Annotated in this window: 17 protein-coding genes; 8 read left to right on the top strand and 9 right to left on the bottom strand. The window is 68.3% G+C overall.

Translation table 11 applies throughout. The annotated features are described in order from the left end of the window. The first annotated feature begins 7 nt into the window (after positions 1–7). Genes CPH63_RS17640 through CPH63_RS17630 form a run of 3 tightly spaced genes read left to right on the top strand, consistent with a single transcriptional unit; the run spans position 8 to position 2085 of the window. Positions 8–454 (top strand): SRPBCC family protein, encoded by a 447-nt coding sequence (locus CPH63_RS17640; RefSeq protein ID WP_096304114.1) that lies wholly within the window; start codon positions 8–10, stop codon positions 452–454. Continuing rightward, entirely contained in the window at positions 447–1766 is a 1320-nt protein-coding gene (locus CPH63_RS17635; RefSeq protein ID WP_197704416.1) for an ArsA family ATPase, read from the top strand. The genes CPH63_RS17640 and CPH63_RS17635 overlap by 8 nt, the downstream gene beginning before the upstream one ends. Then, on the top strand, positions 1759–2085 hold the full coding sequence (locus CPH63_RS17630) for a hypothetical protein (RefSeq protein ID WP_096304113.1): 327 nt from the start codon (positions 1759–1761) through the stop codon (positions 2083–2085). Before CPH63_RS17635 ends, CPH63_RS17630 begins: the two co-directional genes overlap by 8 nt. Here the strand turns inward: CPH63_RS17630 and CPH63_RS17625 are convergent. Continuing rightward, positions 2071–2469 (bottom strand): hypothetical protein, encoded by a 399-nt coding sequence (locus tag CPH63_RS17625; protein WP_096304112.1) that lies wholly within the window; start codon positions 2467–2469, stop codon positions 2071–2073. The two genes, CPH63_RS17630 and CPH63_RS17625, sit on opposite strands and share 15 nt — an antisense overlap. Before the next feature lie 224 nt (positions 2470–2693). On the opposite strand from CPH63_RS17625, the gene CPH63_RS17620 reads away from it, so the two are divergent. Both CPH63_RS17620 and CPH63_RS17615 read left to right on the top strand, forming a co-directional pair. Continuing rightward, entirely contained in the window at positions 2694–3740 is a 1047-nt protein-coding gene (locus CPH63_RS17620) for an ROK family glucokinase (protein ID WP_206745582.1), read from the top strand. Next, entirely contained in the window at positions 3737–4459 is a 723-nt protein-coding gene (locus tag CPH63_RS17615; RefSeq protein ID WP_096304110.1) for an endonuclease/exonuclease/phosphatase family protein, read from the top strand. The genes CPH63_RS17620 and CPH63_RS17615 overlap by 4 nt, the downstream gene beginning before the upstream one ends. 18 nt (positions 4460–4477) lie before the next feature. On the opposite strand, the gene CPH63_RS17610 is transcribed toward CPH63_RS17615, so the two are convergent. Then, entirely contained in the window at positions 4478–5185 is a 708-nt protein-coding gene (locus CPH63_RS17610) for a hypothetical protein (protein WP_096304109.1), read from the bottom strand. 98 nt (positions 5186–5283) lie between these two features. Continuing rightward, positions 5284–6051, bottom strand: coding sequence for a carboxylesterase (locus tag CPH63_RS17605; protein WP_096304108.1), 768 nt, complete (start codon positions 6049–6051; stop codon positions 5284–5286). A 275-nt stretch (positions 6052–6326) separates the two neighbouring features. On the opposite strand from CPH63_RS17605, the gene CPH63_RS17600 reads away from it, so the two are divergent. The 3 genes from CPH63_RS17600 (at position 6327) to CPH63_RS17590 (ending at position 8839) form a co-directional block, all read left to right on the top strand. Then, positions 6327–7142 carry a 1-acyl-sn-glycerol-3-phosphate acyltransferase gene (locus CPH63_RS17600; protein ID WP_096304107.1) on the top strand — a complete coding sequence of 272 codons (816 nt, stop codon included), beginning with the start codon at positions 6327–6329 and terminating at the stop codon, positions 7140–7142. Positions 7143–7195: 53 nt separating this feature from the next. Beyond that, positions 7196–7690, top strand: a complete 495-nt coding sequence (locus CPH63_RS17595; RefSeq protein WP_096304106.1) for a polyadenylate-specific 3'-exoribonuclease AS — start codon at positions 7196–7198, stop codon at positions 7688–7690. Positions 7691–7807: 117 nt separating this feature from the next. Further along, on the top strand, positions 7808–8839 hold the full coding sequence (locus CPH63_RS17590; protein WP_096304105.1) for a 6-phosphofructokinase: 1032 nt from the start codon (positions 7808–7810) through the stop codon (positions 8837–8839). A 33-nt stretch (positions 8840–8872) separates the two neighbouring features. Here the strand turns inward: CPH63_RS17590 and CPH63_RS17585 are convergent, their stop codons facing one another. Genes CPH63_RS17585 through kdpF form a run of 6 tightly spaced genes read right to left on the bottom strand, consistent with a single transcriptional unit; the run spans position 8873 to position 17036 of the window. Then, complete coding sequence (locus CPH63_RS17585) at positions 8873–9556, bottom strand: response regulator (protein ID WP_096304104.1); 684 nt, start codon at positions 9554–9556, stop codon at positions 8873–8875. Further along, on the bottom strand, positions 9553–12210 hold the full coding sequence (locus tag CPH63_RS17580) for a DUF4118 domain-containing protein (RefSeq protein ID WP_206745581.1): 2658 nt from the start codon (positions 12208–12210) through the stop codon (positions 9553–9555). The genes CPH63_RS17585 and CPH63_RS17580 overlap by 4 nt, the downstream gene beginning before the upstream one ends. 1 nt (position 12211) lies before the next feature. Next, entirely contained in the window at positions 12212–13096 is an 885-nt protein-coding gene (locus tag CPH63_RS17575; RefSeq protein WP_096304103.1) for a potassium-transporting ATPase subunit C, read from the bottom strand. A gap of 6 nt (positions 13097–13102) precedes the next feature. Continuing rightward, a complete protein-coding gene (kdpB, locus tag CPH63_RS17570; RefSeq protein WP_096304102.1) occupies positions 13103–15286 on the bottom strand; it encodes a potassium-transporting ATPase subunit KdpB in 2184 nt (727 codons plus the stop codon). Beyond that, positions 15286–16947 (bottom strand): potassium-transporting ATPase subunit KdpA, encoded by a 1662-nt coding sequence (gene kdpA / locus CPH63_RS17565; protein ID WP_096304101.1) that lies wholly within the window; start codon positions 16945–16947, stop codon positions 15286–15288. Before kdpA ends, kdpB begins: the two co-directional genes overlap by 1 nt. Continuing rightward, positions 16947–17036 (bottom strand): K(+)-transporting ATPase subunit F, encoded by a 90-nt coding sequence (gene kdpF / locus CPH63_RS17560; RefSeq protein WP_157749629.1) that lies wholly within the window; start codon positions 17034–17036, stop codon positions 16947–16949. Before kdpF ends, kdpA begins: the two co-directional genes overlap by 1 nt. Between the last annotated feature and the right edge of the window lie 214 nt (positions 17037–17250).

Here is a 17250-nt window from a genome sequence, read left to right as displayed (position 1 = left end):
TTGCCCCATGCCTGATCAGTCCACCCAGTCGATCACCATAACCGCGGCACCGGCCCAGATCATGGCGGTGATCTCGGATTTCGAGTCCTACCCGGAGTGGGTCAACGAGATCAAGTCCGTCGAGATCACGGCGGTCGGTGAAGACGGTCTCGCCCACCGGGTCGCGTTCACCATCGACGCCAGCATCGTCAAGGATCGCTACGAGCTGGAGTACGACTGGCACGGCGACGCCGGGGTGAGCTGGCATCTGGTCAAGGGCCAGATGCAGAAGGCGCAGGTCGGTTCCTACGTGCTGCGCTCCACCGATGCGCCCGGGGTCACCGAGGTCGTCTACGCCCTGACCGTGGATACGGCTATTCCGGTGCTCGGAATGCTGAAGCGCAAGGCCGAACGCGTCATCGTCGACACTGCACTCAAGGGATTGAAGAAGCGCGTCGAATCGATCGATGGCTGAGATGCGCATTGTTCTGCTCACCGGAAAGGGCGGTGTCGGCAAAACAACGGTGGCGGCCTCGACCGCGCTGCGCTGCGCTGCGCGCGGGGTCAAGACTCTGCTGCTGTCCACCGACGCCGCTCACTCGCTGGCCGACACCCTGGACGTCGAACTCGGTGGCGAACCGGTCGAGGTCACCGAGAATCTCTGGTCGGTGCAGATCGACACCCAGCGCCGCTTCGAGGCCGCCTGGGCCGACGTCCAGCGCTACCTGCTCGAGGTCCTGTCCCGCGGCGGGGTTGATCCGATCACCGCGCAGGAACTGACCGTACTGCCCGGCATCGACGAGGTGCTGGCCCTGCTAGCCGTCCACGACCTGGCCAGTAGCGGCAGCTGGGACGTGCTCATCGTCGACTGTGCACCGACAGCCGAGACGCTGCGACTGCTGGCGCTTCCGGAGGCGCTGGGGTGGTATCTGCAGAAGGTGTTCCCGGTACAACGGCGATTGGCGCGCGGCATCCGCCCGCTGGCCGCGATCCTCGGGCGTGGCGATGCGCTGCCGCCGGATGACCTCTTCGACGCCCTGCTGCGCCTCAACGACGACCTGGCCCTGGTCCGGGGGATGCTGGCTGACCCCGATGTCACCAGCGTCCGTCTGGTGCTGACGCCGGAGGCGGTCGTGCTGGCCGAGACCCGCCGCACCTTCACCGCCCTCGCCCTCTACGGCTACAACGTCGACATGGTGGTGGCCAACAAGCTCTTTCCGGAGGGCGAGGATGCGTTCCGTCAGGGATGGGTCGTCGCGCAGCGTCGGCAGATGGGTCTGATCGAGGAGTCCTTCGCCGGCCTGCCCATCAAGCAGATCACCTACCGGGGCGGGGAACCCGTCGGAGTCCCCGCGCTGAGCGAGGTCGCCGACGAGCTGTACGGCTCGCTGGCGGGCGCCGAGAGTCTCGACCCGGTGTCGGTCGCTGACCCCGCGGTCGACGGCATCGCTCCGTTGATGAGTGTGGAGGCGGTCGGTGCCCAGTTCCTGCTGCGGCTGCGGCTGCCGCTGGTGAGCCGAGCGGTGGTGGATGCGGCCCGCGTCGGTGATGAGCTTGTGCTCACGGTGGCCGGAAATCGGCGGATCCTCACGCTGCCCAGTGTGCTGCGCCGCTGCAGTGTCGTCAGCGGCGAGGTGGCGGACGGCGAACTAAGGGTCTACTTCGAGCCAGACCCGGCGACATGGCCGCAGCCGCAGCCGCAGCCGCACACGCAGCCGCAGTCGCGCGCCACCGCCACTGAGAACGGGGCCGACGCGCCCGCAGACGGAGAGACAGCCGATGAGTGAGACAACCGACGGGTCGGAGCCGCTGGGGAGTGTCGCTGACGAGGCGAGCAAGCTCTTCGCGGCGATGCAGGATTGGGCCGCTCACAATCTCGGCGACGCCTCGCACATCGCGACCGGCGCCCCGGAGTGCACCTGGTGCCCGATCTGTCAGGTGATCTCGGTACTGCGCGGTGACCGTCCGGAGGTCAGCGAGAAGATCGCCACCGCGGCCACGGCCGCAGTTGAGGCGCTTCGCGCATTGCTGGAGGCGGCCACCACCCGGCCGACAACTCAGCGCCCGGTGCAGCACATCTCGTTCGGGGATTCAGCGTCCGAGTGACGGCGTGAACCCGCTGGCGCTGCAGGTGGGACCCAGCGGCTCGTCGGTGAGATGTCCGACGCGGGAATCGAAGAACACCTTGCGTCCGTCGGTGTCGGCCCCGGCGACGCAGAACGTGCCGGCGATGGCGAGGACGTCCAGGCTGTTGCCGGGGCTGGTAACCAGGGTCCCGCCGTCCGGCAGCGGCGAGGTCGAGCTGACGTGGAGGTTGAGATCCTCAGGCTGCTCGGTGTCGAGTTCGTAGAGTGACAGCGTGGTGGCCGCGTTCATCACATCGTTGACGGCCGTAGTGTGTCGAGCCTGATGAATCATGCTGGTGTACCCGGCCACGGCCCGGGGGCTCACCACCGCGAAGGTGATCAGCAGCAGCAATGCCGACAGCATGCCGCCGATGCTTGCGCGTGGCGAGTGCCCGCGGCGTCCCCAGTTAGCCACGATCGAGGACGTTGCCACACCCGGCTCGGCCTGGGTAGGGAAAAGCTATTCGTGTGAGCAAGCCGAAACTTGCTTGACGTTGCCGGTCGAGTAGGCAGCGGTGCGACCTGTCAGACTCTGTGTTTACAGACCGTGATGGCGGCCCGCCGCCACCCGACAGCGACGAGGTAAGCGTGGCACTGGCGATAGGCGTCGATATCGGCGGAACCAAGGTGGCGGCCGGAGTGGTCGACGACCGGGGACGCATTGTTGCCTCGGTGCGCCGGGCCACTCCTGGCGATGACGTCATCCAGACCGAACAGGTCATCTGCGACGTGGTCGGGGAGCTCAGCCGAGACCACGACATCGTCGCCGTCGGGATCGGCGCCGCCGGCTGGATCTCCAGTGACCGGGCCACCGTGCTCTTCTCACCACACCTGGCCTGGCGTGACGAGCCGCTGCGCGAGGCGTTGCGGGAACGGATAACGGTCCCGGTCACCGTGGAGAACGACGCCAATGCCGCGGCGTGGGCGGAGTACCGATTCGGTGCGGCGGTCGGCCAGTCGGTGGTCGTCTGCGTCACGATCGGTACCGGGATCGGCGGCTCGCTGATCCTCGATGGGCGCCTCTTCCGCGGTGCCTACGGTGTCGGTGGCGAGTACGGGCATATGAGTGTGGTGCCCGAGGGGCGCCGCTGCGCCTGCGGCAATCGGGGATGCTGGGAGATGTATGCCTCCGGCAACGCCCTGGCCCGGGACGCGCGTGAGCTGGCTGCGATTTCACCGATCGGGGCCGAACGGCTGCTGCATCTGGCCGGTGGCGACCAGGCGGCCATCACCGGCCCGCTGGTTACCCAGGCCGCCCGCGAGGGTGACCCGTCGGCGGTGGAGATCTACACCGCGATGGGGCAGTGGCTAGGACGCGGGCTGGCCAATCTGGCCGCCGCCCTCGACCCCTCGCTCTTCATCATCGGCGGTGGGGTGAGCGACGCCGGGGATCTTCTCCTCGGGCCGGCCCGGGCAACCTTCGCCCACTCGCTCACCGGACGCGGTTTCCGCCCGCAGGCGCAGATCGTCGCCGCGGCGCTCGGACCGGAGGCGGGCCTGATCGGAGCGGCCGACCTGGCTCGGCTGGACGTCCTGGGCGCACTGGACGGGCTGGACGTGCTCGATGGGAGTGACCCGAGCAGCGCAGGGAATCAAGCGGGCAGCGCGGTGGCCCCGACCCGGGCGCCTGAATGACCACCCTGCGCCTGCTCAGCTACAACGTCAGATCCCTGCGCGACGATGGGTCCAAGGTGGCCCGGATCATCCGCGACGCCGATCCGCACGTGGTCTGCCTGCAGGAGGCGCCCAGATTCCTGCGCTGGCGTTCCCGCTGCGCCGAACTGGCTCGGCACAGCTCGCTGGTGGTGGTCGGCGGGGGACGGTCGGCCGGGGCCAACCTGATCCTCTCCTCGCTGGCCGTGGACGTCGTCGCTACCGCTGACTTCGCCCTCAGCCGCGACCCCCGCCTGCATCGTCGCGGGATGGTCCTGGCCCAGCTCCGACTGCGCGGCGTCGATTTCGCGGTCGCCGGAGTGCACCTCGATGTGGTCGCAGCACCGCGCTTGCGTCATGTCGAGGAGCTGAAGGCCCGAATCGCGGCGACCGTGCCCGCCCAGACCCCGACGATCATCGCCGGCGACGTCAACGACGATCCGGGCTCACCGGCCTGGCTGGCGCTCAGCGACCAGCGGGTCGACGCCTGGGGGCTGACGCATGCCGGGGAGGCGAGTGCCGACATCGACGAGGTGCCGGGCGCGACCTCAGGCCCCCGGGATCATCCGCGACGGCGGATCGACGCGGTCTTCGTCCCGCCGGCGCTGAGAGTGGCGTCTGCGGCCGTTCTGAGATCGCCCGATGTGGAGGCGGCGAGTGACCATCGCCCGGTGCTGGTGGAGATCGAACTCAACGACTAGCTGTGATGCCCGGGGTGGTTAGAGCACGGCTCCGTCGTCCGGATCGTCGTCGTCCGAGTGCGGGCGCAGCCGCATGACCAGCATGCCGGCGCCGAGGAGAATCCCAGCCACGCCGAGGAGCAGGGTGAAGTTCGGATCGAACTGCAGCAGGTCGCCGAAGGCGAGCACCGCGATCCCGACCAGGATCACCAGCAGCCCCCGGATCGTCGCCCCACTGATCCGCGGCAGTGGCGGCGGTGGTGGGGCCACGTAGTGCTCGATGTCTTCCGGGTCGGGCTCGCTGTCGATCGGCGGGGGAAGCTGGGCCAGCCGCTCGGCCTCGTCCTGGGCCAGCTGCCGCTCGGCCGCGCGGATGGCGGCCACCGTGTCAACGTGCCAATCGGACGTGAGCTCGGCGAAGAGCGCGTCGGTGTCGGAGCCGGCCTGGGGGTCGGCCCCTTCCAGTGCGCCCGCATCCAGGTCCTCGCGCGGGTCAGCCGAGCGAGCACCGGTGGCGTGCATGATCGAGCGAGCGTCGGCCCGTTCCTGGGCATCCACGAAGACCCTGATCACACCGTCGTGGGGTGAGAGCAGGTACGCGGCGATGCGGGCGCGCGTCAACGCGGACAACACGAGGTCGGCATCCTCGGCGATCACGTCACCGAGGGGAACGTAGGTGGTCGCCACGAAACCGTTCGCCAGCTCCGCGTCGCGGGACTGCCCCGGCTGCGCAGCTGCGTCAGTCACCTCGCGACTCCTCTCTGCTCAGCACCGCTCTACTTGAATAGTGCTGCACCTCGTCCGTCCGCGCCACAGTCTCGCTGGCCCGAGTCCGATTCGTGTCGCTACGCGGGTTCGTCGGCCGACGGGCGCACCAGATCGCTGATGAAACGTACGCTCTCATCGAAGATCAGCGGTGCGTCATTGTCGAGGGTGGCCACGTGGTAGCTGTTCTCCAGCACGATCTCGCGGACCGTGGTGCTGGTCGCGTTGCTCTGCAGCAGGCGCCCGGAGAGGGGCTCCACCACGTGATCCTCCCGGCTTCGCAGCAGCAGCACCGGTGCGGTGATCTTTCCCAGATCAGCCAGTACGGTCTTCCAGAGCTGCTGTAGCGACACGAATGCCTTGACCGGCGTCCGGTCGTAGCCGGGCTCGGTGACGCCGGGCTTCTTGATGTCACTGGCGATGCCCGGCATCGACTTGACCAGCCAACTGATGTACTTGGCGAGCGCGGCGTCCTTGCGTTCGGTGGCGTACGCCGGGTTGACCAGGACGACGCCGGCGACCGCGTCACCCTTCTCTTCGGCCAGCCGCGTCACCAGTGTCCCGCCCATGGACAACCCGCAGACGAAGACCTGATCGCAGCGGGCGGCGAGCTCGTCGTAGGCCGCTTCGATGGTCGCGTACCAGTCCTGCCAGGTCGTCGTGTTCATGTCCTGCCAACTGGTGCCGTGCCCAGGCAGCAGCGGCAGCCGGACGGTGTAACCCTGCGCGGCCAGGTGTTCGGCCCACGGTCGCATGCTCGCCGGCATTCCGGTGAAGCCGTGGCTGACGAGAACGCCGATCCGGCCGCCGTCGATCGAGAAGGGCTCGGAGCCCGCGAGCAGTGACATTCGGAGAGACCTCGATCCGGGGGATCCACTCGAGATGCAGCGGATGTGATGTGGACGTCTGTGCTGGTGACGGCGTGACGTTGATGTCTGTGACGTTGACTGCAATGACCTTAATCATGCACGTCTTTGGCGCCTAGCCGACAGCGGCTACCTTGTAGGTCAGCTGGCTACGGCACTAATGTCATTACCCAGCGTCGCGTGTCATTGCGCAGTGTCGCTATCGAGGCGGTCTTCACGATCGCCATGAAGAGTCTCGCGGATAGGGAGGAGAGCCGATGTTGTACTGGTTGGCCAAGTACCTCCTGATCGGGCCGCCGCTGCGGCTTATCTGGCGGCCGTATCTCGAAGGTGCGGAGAACCTGCCGACCGATCGGCCGGTCATCCTGGCCAGCAACCACCTCTCCTTCTGCGACTCGTTCTTCCTCCCGCTGCTGGTTCCCCGCAAGGTGATCTTCTTGGGCAAGGCGGAGTACTTCGTGACGCCGGGGCTCAAGGGATGGTTCGCCAAGCAGTTCTTCGCCGGTGTCGGAGTGGTGCCGATCGATCGATCCGGCGCCGACGCCGCGCAGGACGCGCTCGACACCGGGGTACGCGTGCTGGCGTCCGGGAAGATCCTCGGCATCTACCCGGAGGGCACCCGTTCGCCGGACGGGCGGCTCTACCGGGGCAAGACCGGCGTGGCGCGGATGGCGCTGGAGGCCGGCGTCGAGGTGATCCCGGTCGCGATGATCGACACCGACACAATTCAGCCGACCGGTCGCGTCCTGCCCAAGCTCCGCCCGAGGCCCGGCGTGCGCATCGGAAAGCCGCTGGACTTCAGTCGCTACGAGGGAATGGCCGGCGACCGCTTCGTCGAGCGGTCCATGACCGACGAGATCATGTATGAGCTGATGCTCCTCTCCGGTCAGGAGTACGTGGACCTCTACGCAGCCAAGGTGAAGCAGACGCAGGGCACGGTGGCCACCTTCGGGTCGAGCCGAAGCGGCTCGGTGCCGGCTCGAGGCGCCGGCTCCGCGACGACCAGTACTACAGGCTCAAAGGCTGAGGTGCTGGAAGTCGGCGAACGTGTACCGACCGAGCGCGCCGGGTAGCTAAATTCCCAACACGTCTCTTGACACCCGTCTATAACGATCCTGGGGATTGCGTGCGCTATTTCTACGACTGCGAATTCATCGAAGACGGCAACACGATTGACCTCGTCTCCATCGGAGTAGCGGCCGAGGACGGCCGCGAGTACTACGCCGTGTCACGCGAATTCAACCCCGATCGAGCGATTCCGTGGGTGCGTCGCAACGTACTGGACAAGTTGCCGTCACCGGCTGACAAGGCATGGCGAAGCCGGGCTCAGATTCGCGACGACCTGCTGGCCTTCTTCCTCGAGCCCGGCGAACCGATCGAACTCTGGGCTTGGATCGCCGGCTATGACCACGTCGTGTTGGCTCAGCTCTGGGGAGATATGCGCGCCCTGCCGCGCGAGATTCCGCGCTTCACGCACGAGCTTCGCCAGCGCTGGGAGGATGCGGGGCGCCCACCCCAGCCCGAGCAGCCCGAGGATCAGCACGATGCGCTGGCCGACGCGCGGCACAATCTGGCCCGCTGGCGGGCGATCCCACCGTTGCCGGTGCCGAGCGGGGCCTGAGCTCTCCCGAGAAACCTCGCGTCACGACTGCCCGGGCAACGCCGAAATGAGTTAGCCAACCGGTATCGTCCGCAGCCAGGGGCGTTTTGTACCCGTCAACCCGACCCAGGAGAAGCAATGCGAATCGGAGTCCTCACCGGTGGCGGCGACTGCCCAGGACTGAACGCGGTCATCCGGGCCGTGGTGCGTAAGGGCGTTGGGGTCTTCGGCTTCGAGTTCGTCGGATTCCGCGACGGATGGAGAGGGCCGCTGGAGAATGCCACCATGCAGCTCGGGGTTCCCGAGGTGCGCGGCATCCTGCCCCGCGGCGGCACGATTCTGGGCTCGTCGCGGACCAACCCGTATGCCGTCGACGGCGGTGTCGACCGGATCAGGGAGAACCTGCACGCCCTCGGTGTCGACGCGCTCATCGTCATCGGCGGCGAGGACACGCTCGGAGTGGCGGCCCAGCTGCACGAACTCGGCGTCAACGTCATCGGGGTTCCGAAGACGATCGACAACGACCTCAACGCAACTGACTACACCTTCGGCTTCGACACCGCGGTCAACATCGCGACGGAGGCCATCGACCGGCTGCACACCACCGCCGAGTCCCATCACCGGGCGCTCATCGTCGAGGTGATGGGGCGCCACGCCGGCTGGATCGCGCTGCACGCCGGAATGGCCGGGGGGGCCAACGTCATCCTCATCCCGGAGGTGCCGTTCTCGCTCGACCGGGTCTGCGCCTATGTGGAGAGCCGGTTCCAGTCGCACTACTCACCGATCCTCGTCGTCTCCGAAGGCGCCATGCCGGACGTCAGTTCGGGCGAATCCTTCGTGCTGGACAAGGGCGTCGACGCCTTCGGGCATGCTCGCCTCGGCGGAATCGGGGAGTGGCTGGCCAGCGCCATCGAGTCGCGCACCGGCAAAGAGGCCCGCACCACCGTTCTCGGGCACATCCAGCGCGGCGGCACCCCAAGCGCCTTCGACCGGGTGCTCGCCACTCGATTCGGCCTGCACGCGGTCGACGCGGCGAAGGACGGCGACTGGGGCAAGATGGTGGCGCTGCGCGGCACCGACATCCAGCGGGTGCCACTGGCCGACGCGACCCGCGAACTCAAGACCGTCTCGACCGAGCTCTATGCCGAGGCTGAGGTCTTCTTCGGCTGATCGCGCGAGCCCCGACGGGTCGGTTCAGTCGGTTCAGTCGGCGAAGCGATAGCCGAGGCCGGGCTCGGTGATCAGGTGCCGGGGTCGGGCGGGGTCGGCCTCGAGCTTGCGGCGCAGCTGACCGAAGTGAAAGCGCAGGTACCCCGACTCGTCGGCGTAGGCCGGTCCCCACACCTCGGTGAGGAGCTGGCGCTGCGTGATCAGCTTTCCGGGGTTGCGGATGAGTCGCTCCAACAGCGCCCACTCCGTCTTGGTGAGGCGTATCTCGGTTCCGTCGGCGGCCTGGGCCAGATGCGTCGCCAGGTCGATCTGGCGGTCTCCGATCCGGACCCTGGCCCCGGTGCCACCGGGCTCGGCGGTGCCCCGGCGGGTGACCGCGCGCATCCGGGCCATCAGCTCGTCCATGCCGAAGGGTTTCGTCACGTAGTCGTCGGCGCCCGCATCCAGCGCCGCCACCTTCTCCGACCCGCCGGTTCGGCCGGAGAGGACGATGATCGGGACCGCGGTCCATCCCCGCAGCCCGGTGATGACGTCGCTGCCATCCATGTCCGGCAGCCCGAGATCAAGCAGCACCAGGTCCGGCGGATGCTTCGCCGCCTCGATCAGGGCCGCTGCCCCGGAGGCGGCGGCGGAGGCCTCGTAGCCGCGCGCCCGCAGGTTGATCAGCAGCGCACGGACCATCTGTGGCTCGTCATCGACGACCAGCACCCTCATCAGCCGGGTAGTCCCTCAGCCAGATGGGGCGGGGCCTGCGGCAGCCGATCACGGGTGGCCGCGCGCAGTGTGACCACCATGGTCAGGCCACCCCCCGGTGTCTCCTCCGGCTCGAGGGTCCCGTCCATTGCTTCGGCGAAGCCACGGGCCAGCGCCAGCCCGAGGCCGACGCCGGTGACGTTCGAGGTGTCGCCGAAGCGCTGGAACGGGGCGAAGGCCGTCTCGCGAGCCCGCTTCGGCAAACCGGGGCCGTGGTCGACGACGCGCAGCTCGACCCGGTCCGCGCGGGTACTCGCGGCGATCGTCGCGCCGCCGGCCATGCGCAGCGCATTCTCGAGCAGATTGCCGAGTACCCGCTCCAGTAGGCCGGGGTCGGCGCTCACCGGCGGCAGGGTCAGCGGCACGGCGACACGCACCCGGTCGGCGGCGGGGCCGACGCTGTCCAGGGCCAGCGCGATCACGTCCTCGGCCTCCACCGGTACCCGGTGCACGGCCATCGCACCGGCCTGCAGCCGGCTCATATCCAGCAGATTGGCGACCAGTCGATTGAGCCGGTCCAGCGATTCATCGGCGGTGGCCAGTAGTTCGCGGCGATCGGCTTCGGAGAACGTGACGCTCGGATCCCGGAGGCTGCTCACCGCCGCCTTCGCCCCGGCCAGCGGAGTGCGTAGGTCGTGGCTGACAGCGGCCAGCAGGGCCGTGCGGGTCCGGTCCAGGTCACGCAGGGGCTGGGTCTGCTCCGCCTCGCTGGCCAGCCGCTCGGTGTGCAGCGCCGCCGCGGCCTGGATCGCGAAGGCGCGCAGGACGCGATGGTCATCGGCCCGCAGCACGGGTCCGGCCATGGCCAGCGCCGTCGTCTCATCCGCGGTCACCAGCACGTCAGCCTCCTCGGGCGTCTGCGGCGGCTGCGGCCCGACGGAGCGGGCCGGTCGCCACTGCCCGTCGACGCGCTCCAGCAGCGCCACCGCCCGCATCCCGAAGATCTCCCGCAACTGACCCAGCAGGTCCGTCAGCGCCGAGTCGCCGCGGATGACACTCCCGGCGACGGCGGCCAGCGTATTGGCCTCGGCGGCGGCCCGCGTCGCCTCGCGCCGGCGCCGCTCGGCCCGGTCCACCAGCACCGCCACCACCACCGCCACGATCACGAAGACGGCCAGGGCCAGGGCGTTGTTCCGCTCACTGATCGTGAAGCGATGAAGCGGAGGGGTGAAGTAGTAGTTCAGCAGTGCCGAGGCGACCACGGCCGAGACCACGGCGACCAGCACCCCGGCGTAGGTGGAGATGGCCACCGTCACCAGCAGAAAGATGAGCACCGCCGAGATGAGATTGAGCCGGGTCCGCTCGGCAGACAGCAGCAGCGTGCAGAGGGTGAGCAGAACGGCCGCCAGGGCGGAGCCGGCGACTGCTCGGCGGCCCGACGGACGCAGCGCGACCAGCCAGCCCGGGGCGGCGAAGCGGGGAGATGCGCCGGGTGAGTCCGGTGTGTTGTGGGGGACTATGTGGACGTCGATGTCCCCGGAGAGCTGCACCAGCCGGGCACCGACACCGGGCCCGATGAGCCGGGCTCGCAACTGCGGGCGACGGGAGGCGCCGAGCACCAGCTGGGTGGCGTTCACCGCCCGGGCGAACTCGACCAGCGAGGTGGCCGGGTCATCGCCGCGGACGACGTGGTAACTGCCGCCGAGTGACTCCGCGAGCGCCCGCTGGCTGGTCAGAGCCGTCGGGTCGGCGCCGAGCAGGCCATCGGAGCCGGCAATGTGCACGACCGAGAGCGCGGCACCACCGGTACGGGCGGCGATCCGGGCCGCCCGGCGGATGAGGACGGCATCCTCGGCGCGACCGGAGAGCGCCACCACTACCCGTTCGCGGGTCTCCCAGCGTTCGGCGATCTCATGCTCGGTGCGGTAGCGCTGCAGCCCCTCCTCGACCCGGTCGGCAACCCAGAGCAGGGCCAGCTCGCGAAGGGCGGTGAGGTTTCCGGCGCGGAAGTAGTTCGACAGCGCGGCGTCGACCTTCTCGGCGGCGTAGATATTGCCGTGGGCCATCCGTCGCCGCAGTGCCTCTGGGGTCTGGTCGACGAGTTGAATCTGTTCGGCCTGGCGCACCACGGCGTCGGGAACGGTCTCCCGCTGCGGTACGCCGGTCACCTTCTCGACGACATCGTTGACGCTGTCCAGGTGCTGGATGTTCAGGGTGGAGAGCACGTCGATCCCGGCGGCGAGCAGAGCCTCGATGTCCTGCCAGCGTTTGGCGTTCGCCGAGCCCGGGACGTTGCTGTGCGCGAGCTCGTCGACCAGTACTACCTCCGGATGGCGGGCCAGGATCGCCGGGACGTCCATCTCCTCGAAGACCCGGTCGCGGTAGCGCACCTGACGGCGGGGGACTACCTCCAGTGCTGCGATCGCATCGAGGGTGTGCGCCCGTCCGTGTGTCTCGACGTAGCCGACCACGACGTCGGCCCCCCGCTCGAGGCGGCGATTCCCCTCCTCGAGCATGGCGTAGGTCTTGCCCACGCCGGGCGCGGCGCCGAGATAGACCCGCAGCGTGCCCCGCAGTCGGTCACCGGCGGTCTGCGGTGAACGCTCCGGCGGTGACTGCACCTCGGTGGGCATCTGCCCAGTCTGCCGCACCGGGGTCGCCGCGGCGCCGCCGTCCATCTCAGTCCTTCACCGGATAGCGCCGGTCGAGGTCCAGATTCACCGCGAGGACATTCACCTTGGGCGCCCCGATGAACCCGAGGTCGCGCCCCGTCGTATGCGCCTGTACCACCTGGGCGACCTCGCTGGCGGGGATGCCGCGGGTCGCGGCGATGCGGGCCAGCTGGATCTTCGCGAAGGCGGGGCTGATCTCTGGGTCCAACCCCGAGCCCGAGGCGGTTACGGCGTCGGCCGGCACCGCCGGGTCGGCTGGGGCCTCACCCCGGATCGCGATCACCTGGGCGTGGCTGTAGTCAGCGCCGAAGGTCGCGTCCTCAATGCGAACCCCCTGGTACTGCTGAAGGAACGGCACTGCCGGTGCGACCTGGTTGAGGCTGACGACTCGGGTCACGTGGCCCTGGTACCCGGGTCCGGACCAGAAGACACCGAGCACCGCGCCGACGCCGTCGGAGGTGCAGAACGGGCGGGCGCCGCTGACCCCGTTGAACCGCCCGACGGCCAGGCTGCGGGAACAGACCCGGGTCAGCAGGCTCTGGGTGCCGGAGTCATCCTTGACCGCTGGGTTGGGCAGCGTGTCCACGATCGACTCCGGACCGAGGTTGCTGGCCCCGGAAGCCGTCGGGTCATAGCCGTCACCGGCCGCCGATGGGCGCGGCTGCAGGTAGGCCGGCAGCGGATTGCCCTTCTTATCCAGGAAGTTCTGCCCCAGCAGGCTGGATCCGACGACCCGGCCGTCATGACTGACGAGTGAGCCGTCGGCCTGGTGCCTGAGCCCCGGCAATTGAGCCAGCGCGGTCACGGCCAGCGGGTAGGCGATGCCGAGAATGACGGTGAAGATGAGCAGCATTCGGAGGGCGGCGAAGGCCGACCGGAAGGCGGAGGACATGGCTGGTTACCTGATTCCTGGAATGAACTGAATGAGAAGGTCGATGAGCTTGATGCCGAGGAACGGCGCGATGACCCCACCGACGCCGTAGATCGCCAGGTTTCGCCGCAGCATCTGGCTGGCCGAGCTCGGGCGGTAGCGCACCCCGCGTAGCGCCAACGGAATGAGCAGCACGATGATCAACGCGTTGAAGATGACGGCCGACAGGATGGCCGTCTCCGGCGAATGCAGGCGCATGATGTTGAGCCGGTCCAGGCCCGGGTATAGCGCCGCGAACATCGCCGGGATGATGGCGAAGTACTTGGCGACGTCGTTGGCTATAGAGAAGGTGGTCAGCGCCCCGCGGGTGATCAGCAGCTGCTTGCCGATCTCCACGATCTCGATGAGTTTCGTCGGGTCCGAGTCCAGATCCACCATGTTTCCCGCCTCTTTCGCGGCGGAGGTGCCGGTGTTCATGGCTACGCCGACGTCGGCCTGAGCCAGGGCGGGTGCGTCATTGGTGCCATCGCCGGTCATCGCGACGAGCTTGCCGCCGGCCTGTTCGCGTTTGATCAACGCCATCTTCTCCTCCGGCGTCGCCTCGGCCAGGAAGTCGTCGACTCCCGCCTCGTCCGCGATCGCCTTGGCGGTCAGCGGATTGTCGCCGGTGATCATGATTGTGCGAATACCCATCCGGCGCAGTTCGGCGAAGCGTTCGGCCATTCCCGGCTTGACCACGTCCTTGAGGTCGATGATGCCGAGGACCTGCGGCGCCTGCGTCTGCTGCTGGTCGGCCACCGCCAGCGGAGTGCCGCCGTCGGCGCTGATCTGCTCGATGATCGCGGTCATCTCCGGGGGCACCGTTCCGCCGTTGTCGCGGACCCAGGCAGCCACCGAGCCGGTGGCGCCCTTGCGAACCCGTCGAATCGTTCGACCCGCGGCGTCGGTGAGGTCGACCCCGCTCATCCGGGTCTGTGCGGTGAAGGGTACGAAGACGGCGTGGGCGAGTTCACCGGGCTGGCGTTCGCGCAGGCCGTACTCATCCTTGGCCAGCACCACGACCGAGCGCCCCTCCGGTGTCTCGTCGGCCAGCGAGGAGAGTTGCGCGGCATCGGCCAACTCGGCATCTTCGCAACCGAGCGGGACGAAGCGGGCCGCCTGTCGGTTGCCGAGGGTGATCGTGCCGGTCTTGTCGAGCAGCAGGGTGTTCACGTCGCCGGCCGCCTCGACCGCCCGCCCGCTCATGGCCAGCACGTTCCGCTGCACCAGCCGGTCCATCCCGGCGATCCCGATCGCTGAGAGAAGCGCGCCGATCGTGGTCGGGATTAGGCAGACCAGCAGTGACGCCAGCACGATGCCGGTGACTCCGTTGTTGTCCAAGGCGGCCGAACTCGGAATGCCAGGCGCGTTTGCCTTGCCGAAGATGGCCAGTGGCTGCAGCGTCACCGTCGCCAGCAGGAAGATCACGGTCAGCGAGGCGAGCAGGATGTTGAGGGCGATCTCGTTGGGAGTCTTCTGCCGGGTGGCGCCTTCGACCAGGCTGATCATCCGATCGATGAAGCTCTCACCGGGCTTCTGCGTGATCTGGATGATGATCCGATCTGACAGCACGGTCGTCCCGCCGGTGACCGAGCTGCGGTCCCCACCACTCTCACGGATCACGGGCGCGCTCTCGCCGGTGATCGCGCTCTCGTCGACGCTGGCCACCCCGTCGATGACATCTCCGTCGCCGGGAACCAGATCGCCCGCCTCGCAGACGACCCGATCGCCCTGCCGCAGCCGAGCAGCGGCGATCCGCTCCTCGGCGCCGGTGAAGTCGCCGGGATCGATCAGGCGGCGGGCTACGGCGTCGGTCTTGGCGCGACGCAGGGCGTCGGCCTGGGCCTTGCCCCGTCCCTCGGCCACCGCCTCGGCGAGGTTGGCGAAGAGCACGGTGAGCCAGAGCCAGACGACGACGAGCCAGCCGAAGACCGAGGGCTGGACGGCGGCCTGCACGGTGGTGAAGACGGCGCCGATCTCGACGATCAGCATCACCGGATTCTTGTAGAGCGTGCGTGGATCGAGCTTGACCAGGGCGTCCGGGAGCGACCGCAGCAGCAGTGCCGGGTCGAGCAGACCGGAGCTGAAGAAGCCCGTGGGTTTGGCCGCCTGCCGTTCGTCGGGGTGGGTCTGGGTCACGTGGCTGACCGAGCGATTGAGTGTGCGCACCATCAGTGCAGTCCTTCTGCGAGCGGTCCCAGCGCCAGCGCCGGGAAGTAGGTGAGGGCGACCACGATGATCGTGACGCCAGAGACGAGGCCGACGAAGAGCGGTCGGTGGGTGGGCAGTGTTCCGGCTGACTCCGGCACCGGCCGCTGCCGGGCCAGGGAGCCGGCGAGGCCGAGAACGAAGATCATCGGCAGGAAGCGACCGAGCAGCATGGCCAGTCCGAGCGCGGTGTTGTACCAATGCGTGTTCACCGAGAGGCCGGCGAAGGCCGATCCGTTGTTGTTCGCAGCCGAGGTGAATGCGTAGAGAACTTCGGATAGTCCGTGCGGTCCGGAGTTGAGCATCGCGGCCCGCTGGGCCGGCATCGCCATCGCGATCGCCGTGCCGACCAGCACGATGGCCGGGGTGGTCAGGATGTACAGCGAAGCGAACTTGATCTCCCTCGCTGCGAGCCGTTTGCCGAGATACTCCGGCGTTCGCCCGACCATGAGGCCGGCGATGAAGACGGAGAGCACGGCCAGGATCAGCATCCCGTAGAGGCCGGAGCCGGTGCCGCCGGGCGCGACTTCACCGAGCATCATGTCGACCAGGGTCACCGCGCCACCGAGACTGGTGTAGCTGTCGTGGAAGCTGTCTACGGCCCCGGTCGAGGTGAGCGTCGTGGCCGAGGCGAAGACGGCTGAGTCGGCCACGCCGAAGCGGGTCTCGGTTCCCTCGGTGGCGGCTGCGACGGCAGTTGGGACGGTGCCGTGGTGCGCCCCCTGAAAGCCGACGTTGAGCAGTGCGCTGCCGATCGCGAGGATCGCCATCACGGTGACGATCGCCCGCCCCTGCCGCAGGTCACCGACCATCCGCCCGAACGTCCGGGGCAGTGAGAACGAGACGACCAGCAGCAGGAAGACCTCGAGCCAGTTCGTCCAGGCGGTGGGGTTCTCGAACGGGTGGGCTGAGTTGGCGTTGTAGAAGCCGCCGCCGTTGGTGCCGATCTCCTTGATCGCCTCCTGGCTGGCCACCGGGCCTCCGGTTATCGTCTGCGTCGAGCCGGTGAGGGTGTTCACGTCCACGTAGTGATGCAGGTTCTGGATCATCCCGGCGCCGACGAAGACGATCGCAGCGACGAACGAGAGCGGCAGCAGGATGCGCAGGCTGATCCGGGTCAGATCGACCCAGAAGTTCCCCAAGCGGTCGGTCTTGCTCCGCGCGAATCCTCGGACGAGGGCCACCGCGACGGCGACCCCGACCGCCGCCGAGGTGAAGTTCTGCACAGCCAGGCCGGCCATCTGCACGAGGTAGCCCAGCGCGCTCTCACCGGAGTAGCTCTGCCAGTTGGTGTTCGTGACGAAGCTGGCCGCAGTGTTGAAAGCCTGGTCGGTGCTCATCGGCGGCACTGCGAACGGCGGCCAGATGTGGTGTTGCAGGCGGAGGAAGCCATAGAGGAAGAGCACTGACACCAGGCTGAAGGCCAGCACCGAGCGCAGGTAACGGCTCCAGGTCTGATCGGCCTCGGGGTCGATCCCGCCTCCGGTGTAGATCACCCGCTCGAGGCGGCTGTGTCGGGTGCTGGTGAGGACTCGGGCCATGTAGTCGCCCAGGGGTCGGTGCGCCAGCGCCAGGGCCAGGATCAGGGAGCCCAGGAAGATCAGTCCGGCCGTGGTGTCGCTCATCAGAACCGCTCCGGGAAGAGCAGGGCGACGATGAGGAAGACGACCAGCGCTACCGCGACGACCAGGCCGGCGATATTGGCGATGCTCACAGCCGCTCGGCCCCCCGCGCGCAGAGGCCCAGCAACCCGAAGGTTGCGAGCGTCAGGAGGATGAAGACGATGTCAGCCACTTTGGTGCTCCAGTTACTCGAAGGGTGGATCGGGGCCCGCAGGCCCTCACTCCGGCCCGGCGCAGCTCGCCCGGACGACTTCGATTCAAGGCTGGTAAGGCGCGAAACTGGGCGTCATCTGGGGCTTCCTCATG

The sequence above is a fragment of the Jatrophihabitans sp. GAS493 genome, from assembly GCF_900230215.1.
GTDB lineage: Bacteria > Actinomycetota > Actinomycetes > Mycobacteriales > Jatrophihabitantaceae > MT45.
Note: the sequence above shows the minus strand (reverse complement) of the source record. Positions and strands in the feature narration are given on the sequence as shown.

What these genes read in the sequence shown, in the direction of transcription:
- CPH63_RS17640 (WP_096304114.1), top strand. Translation starts at nt 8, where the DNA reads ATGCCTGATCAGTCCACCCAGTCGATCACCATAACCGCGGCACCGGCC.
- CPH63_RS17635 (WP_197704416.1), top strand. Translation starts at nt 447, where the DNA reads ATGGCTGAGATGCGCATTGTTCTGCTCACCGGAAAGGGCGGTGTCGGC.
- CPH63_RS17630 (WP_096304113.1), top strand. Translation starts at nt 1,759, where the DNA reads ATGAGTGAGACAACCGACGGGTCGGAGCCGCTGGGGAGTGTCGCTGAC.
- CPH63_RS17625 (WP_096304112.1), bottom strand. Translation starts at nt 2,469, where the DNA reads ATGCTGTCGGCATTGCTGCTGCTGATCACCTTCGCGGTGGTGAGCCCC.
- CPH63_RS17615 (WP_096304110.1), top strand. Translation starts at nt 3,737, where the DNA reads ATGACCACCCTGCGCCTGCTCAGCTACAACGTCAGATCCCTGCGCGAC.
- CPH63_RS17605 (WP_096304108.1), bottom strand. Translation starts at nt 6,051, where the DNA reads ATGTCACTGCTCGCGGGCTCCGAGCCCTTCTCGATCGACGGCGGCCGG.
- CPH63_RS17600 (WP_096304107.1), top strand. Translation starts at nt 6,327, where the DNA reads ATGTTGTACTGGTTGGCCAAGTACCTCCTGATCGGGCCGCCGCTGCGG.
- CPH63_RS17590 (WP_096304105.1), top strand. Translation starts at nt 7,808, where the DNA reads ATGCGAATCGGAGTCCTCACCGGTGGCGGCGACTGCCCAGGACTGAAC.
- CPH63_RS17580 (WP_206745581.1), bottom strand. Translation starts at nt 12,210, where the DNA reads ATGGACGGCGGCGCCGCGGCGACCCCGGTGCGGCAGACTGGGCAGATG.
- CPH63_RS17575 (WP_096304103.1), bottom strand. Translation starts at nt 13,096, where the DNA reads ATGTCCTCCGCCTTCCGGTCGGCCTTCGCCGCCCTCCGAATGCTGCTC.
- kdpB (WP_096304102.1), bottom strand. Translation starts at nt 15,286, where the DNA reads ATGGTGCGCACACTCAATCGCTCGGTCAGCCACGTGACCCAGACCCAC.
- kdpA (WP_096304101.1), bottom strand. Translation starts at nt 16,947, where the DNA reads ATGAGCGACACCACGGCCGGACTGATCTTCCTGGGCTCCCTGATCCTG.